Annotated in this window: 7 protein-coding genes and 1 pseudogene; 2 read left to right on the top strand and 6 right to left on the bottom strand. The window is 71.5% G+C overall.

Features of this window, described 5'->3' with window-relative positions; translation table 11 throughout:
* Positions 1-100, top strand: a pseudogene (locus tag Q1K26_RS28495) (IS5/IS1182 family transposase); the annotation flags it as partial.
* A 20-nt stretch (positions 101-120) separates the two neighbouring features.
* On the opposite strand, the gene Q1K26_RS28490 reads toward Q1K26_RS28495, so the two are convergent.
* Genes Q1K26_RS28490 through Q1K26_RS28475 form a run of 4 tightly spaced genes read right to left on the bottom strand, consistent with a single transcriptional unit; the run spans position 121 to position 993 of the window.
* A complete protein-coding gene (locus Q1K26_RS28490) occupies positions 121-357 on the bottom strand; it encodes a hypothetical protein (protein ID WP_300019683.1) in 237 nt (78 codons plus the stop codon).
* A complete protein-coding gene (locus Q1K26_RS28485; RefSeq protein ID WP_300019681.1) occupies positions 357-575 on the bottom strand; it encodes a hypothetical protein in 219 nt (72 codons plus the stop codon). Before Q1K26_RS28485 ends, Q1K26_RS28490 begins: the two co-directional genes overlap by 1 nt.
* Positions 572-745, bottom strand: a complete 174-nt coding sequence (locus Q1K26_RS28480) for a hypothetical protein (RefSeq protein ID WP_300019679.1) — start codon at positions 743-745, stop codon at positions 572-574. Before Q1K26_RS28480 ends, Q1K26_RS28485 begins: the two co-directional genes overlap by 4 nt.
* A 26-nt stretch (positions 746-771) precedes the next feature.
* Complete coding sequence (locus tag Q1K26_RS28475) at positions 772-993, bottom strand: hypothetical protein (RefSeq protein WP_300019677.1); 222 nt, start codon at positions 991-993, stop codon at positions 772-774.
* 148 nt (positions 994-1,141) lie between these two features.
* Here Q1K26_RS28475 and Q1K26_RS28470 point away from each other — a divergent pair, with 148 nt between their 5' ends.
* Positions 1,142-1,333 (top strand): helix-turn-helix domain-containing protein, encoded by a 192-nt coding sequence (locus tag Q1K26_RS28470; protein ID WP_300019675.1) that lies wholly within the window; start codon positions 1,142-1,144, stop codon positions 1,331-1,333.
* 187 nt (positions 1,334-1,520) lie between these two features.
* Here Q1K26_RS28470 and Q1K26_RS28465 read toward each other — a convergent pair whose 3' ends face one another.
* On the bottom strand, positions 1,521-2,222 hold the full coding sequence (locus Q1K26_RS28465) for a HemK2/MTQ2 family protein methyltransferase (RefSeq protein WP_363320570.1): 702 nt from the start codon (positions 2,220-2,222) through the stop codon (positions 1,521-1,523).
* Positions 2,223-2,384: 162 nt separating this feature from the next.
* On the bottom strand, positions 2,385-2,819 hold the full coding sequence (locus Q1K26_RS28460) for a Fur family transcriptional regulator (RefSeq protein ID WP_300019671.1): 435 nt from the start codon (positions 2,817-2,819) through the stop codon (positions 2,385-2,387).
* Between the last annotated feature and the right edge of the window lie 204 nt (positions 2,820-3,023).

Here is a 3,023-nt window from a genome sequence, read left to right as displayed (position 1 = left end):
CAAGGCCCTGCGACGGGTGAGCCTGTGCCCCTGGCGGATCGGCACCATCACCGCTGCGGCGCTCGTCCTGCTTCACCACCAGCACGGCCGGACGACGTGATCAACCGGCCCGGCCGATCGCTACTGGGAAGGACTCAGTGTGCCGCGGAGACGATCGGCTTCCGCATCGACGGCATACGTCTTGAGCGGAAGATCACCGTCGACGGAGCTGTTTGCACCGTCCGCGTCCTCGCGTGCCTTCTCGCGGGCGTAGAAATTCACCCGCAGGTCCGCGAGTTCCTCGTCGTAGTTCTCCTGCGTGAGCGGAAGATCACCGTCAGCGTCGTAGTCCGGGTCACCCGGGATCGGTGCAGGCATCACAGGTCCCGGATCTCGATACCGCCGAGCGCCACCACGAGTTCCCGGAGCTTCAGGATCTCGTGACGCTGCTGGACGATGACACCGATCATCTCCAGGCCCGCGCGGTACGGGTCCTCGGTGAACGCGGCCGTGAGTTTGTCGGTCATCCAGTCCAACAGCGCGGATGCATCGATCGGTGGAGCATCCGGCTCGGCGACGGTCGCTGTTTCCATCATGATGTGAGGTCCTCTCGGGGGATTGCCGCGCTGGATCTCTCGCGGTCAATGCGGGAGATCGCATCGACGTGCGAGCGCCGGTGCTGCTCGGTGCCGTCGAGCACGACCAGGCACGCGCAGAGATCGCAGACACGGGCCCGCAGCACACCGCGGGACGTCAGGAGGGTCACGCGGCCAGCCTGCCGGGTCCGGGCCGTCATGTCTGCGCCCGGTCGGCCGAGCACGACGGCGGGCACGCCACCCGGCACGGCGGTGCGGGCGGGCTCACCCACAGCAGGAACGCACCGTGCTCGGTGCAGCGCAGCGCGACCTCGACACCCGTCGGCGGCCCCGCGCTCTCGTCGGTGAACCGGGCCAGCAGTGCAGCTCTCGCGGCCGAGCGGTCGATGATCTTCGGTGGGGTGGCAGGGTGTGCCATGGGCCGGACCTCCATCCGGTCAAGGCCCCGGCCGACGGTTGCGTCGTCGCGCCGGGGCCGCCTTGTGACTACAGGACCGTAACGCGACCGATGCGACCGATGCGACTAAGGCGCCCGATCGGCCGAGTCGGAGACCTACCGTCAGCACGTGCCTGACGAGGAGCTGCTGACGTCCGGGGAGGTTGCGCGCCGGTTGGGTGTCACCCCGCGCGCGGTCGGCCGCTGGGTCGCCCGCGGCCTACTGACGCCTGCTGTCACCACGCCGGGCGGCCGGTACCGGTTTCGGTGGTCGGAGGTCGAGACCCAGCTACGCGAACAGGGCGAGCGCCCCGAGGTCTGACCGTCCACTCAGGACAGAAGTGGATCTCCGTCAGTCCGCAGACAGTCCGCAAGAGGTCCACGAACGGCCATCGCGAGCCACCGTTTGCCAACGGTAAAACGGCAGCTCAGAGGGCATTCTTCGGACGTCGTCGCAGGTCGGGGGAAGGGCTGATTAGTCTCCGGCTTACAGGCCAGCTCGTCCCACTTTATCGATCTGAACCGCGTAGTTCACGAGTGCGGAGATCGTCTGCGCGGCTCGCCTTCTCACCGCGGATGCCGGCGACGACCACGAGCTCCTCCACACGCTCGCCCGCGGCGATCATCCCGCGCTCCTCCAGCATCGCCGCCCGGGCGCGCAGTACGGGACCGAACGGGATCCGCACCCGGGTCAGCACGGTCGGCGCGAACCCGGCGTCGCCGAGCGCGTCCACGGTCGTCCGGGTGCCGCACAGCGCCGAGTGGACGAGCAGGATCTGCCCGTCGTCGGAGAGCACGTCGGCGGCGCCCGAACAGATGCGGTCGAGCACCGCGCGGCCGTCCGTCCCGCCGTCCCAGCAGCGGGCGCGGGCGTGCCGCGGCAGCCGTTGCGTCCGCGCGGGGACGTAGGGCGGGTTGCTCACCACCAGGTCGAAGCGCTCCCCGGCGACAGGTGCGAACAGGTCGCCCCGCCGGACGTCGACGGCCAGGCCGGCCAGCCCTGCGTTGAGTCGGGCCGCTGCCACGGAGCGGGCCGAGAGGTCGACGGCCGTGACCGACGACGCGCCGGCGCGCGCGGCCGCCAGCGCGACGGCACCGGTTCCCGTGCCCAGGTCGAGCACCCGGCGCCCGGTGGCGTACGCGCCCCGGTGCATCTCGGCGATCAACACCTCGGTGTCGCTCTCGGCCCGGTACACCCCGGGGGCGCGCATCAGCATCATGGTGATCAGATGCCCGGCCCGGCGCGCCGTAAACGCCGCGGGAGCACCGTCGCGATCGCCGCTGACCACAACGGCCGCCGGGGTCACCCGGCACCGCATGGTGCGGGCGGCCCCGGGTACGGGCGGGCGGGGCGGCTCCGGTCCGGGGCCCGCTCAGCGCGCGGTGGGCGGGAACTGGCAGGCGGGGCAGGTGCCCCAGTACACGACCTCGGCCTCGTCGACCCGGAATCCGCCGTCGTCGGAGGCGGTCAGGCAGGGCGCGTCCCCGACGGCGCAGTCGACGTCGCTCATCGCGCCACAGGAGCGGCACACGAGGTGGTGGTGGTTGTCACCGACCCGGGCCTCGTAGCGGGCGACCGACCCCGCGGGCTGGAAGCGCCGGATGAGGCCGGCGGCGGTGAGGGCGCGCAGGATGTCGTAGACGGCCTGGTGTGACACCGAGCCGGCCCGCGCCCGGGTCGCCGCCAGCAGGGAGTCGGTGTCGGCGTGCGGATGGTCGTGCACGGCGGCCAGCACCGCCTTGCGCGGCGTGGTGACGCGCAGCGCGGCACCTCGGAGCAGCCGCTCGATCTGCGGGGGGTTCGGCACGCCATCCCTCCAGACACCAGGGCGGATCGGTCGACGGCCGCCGGACTCGGCCGTCGGGTGGTCCGCTGATGGGCCTACCTTCCATGACAGGCCCCCTTCGGGAACGCTTCCTTCGCTTGTCCTGCGAGGACTGACGTGAGACCGCGTCCCGGAGGGACGGCCGTGGAGGCCTGACGCCCACAACGGTGTCGTCCCGTGAGGACT

It is taken from the genome of Pseudonocardia sp. (genome assembly GCF_029263155.1).
GTDB lineage: Bacteria > Actinomycetota > Actinomycetes > Mycobacteriales > Pseudonocardiaceae > Pseudonocardia.
Note: the sequence above shows the minus strand (reverse complement) of the source record. Positions and strands in the feature narration are given on the sequence as shown.

What these genes read in the sequence shown, in the direction of transcription:
- Q1K26_RS28490 (WP_300019683.1), bottom strand. Translation starts at nt 357, where the DNA reads ATGCCTGCACCGATCCCGGGTGACCCGGACTACGACGCTGACGGTGAT.
- Q1K26_RS28485 (WP_300019681.1), bottom strand. Translation starts at nt 575, where the DNA reads ATGATGGAAACAGCGACCGTCGCCGAGCCGGATGCTCCACCGATCGAT.
- Q1K26_RS28475 (WP_300019677.1), bottom strand. Translation starts at nt 993, where the DNA reads ATGGCACACCCTGCCACCCCACCGAAGATCATCGACCGCTCGGCCGCG.
- Q1K26_RS28465 (WP_363320570.1), bottom strand. Translation starts at nt 2,222, where the DNA reads ATGCGCGCCCCCGGGGTGTACCGGGCCGAGAGCGACACCGAGGTGTTG.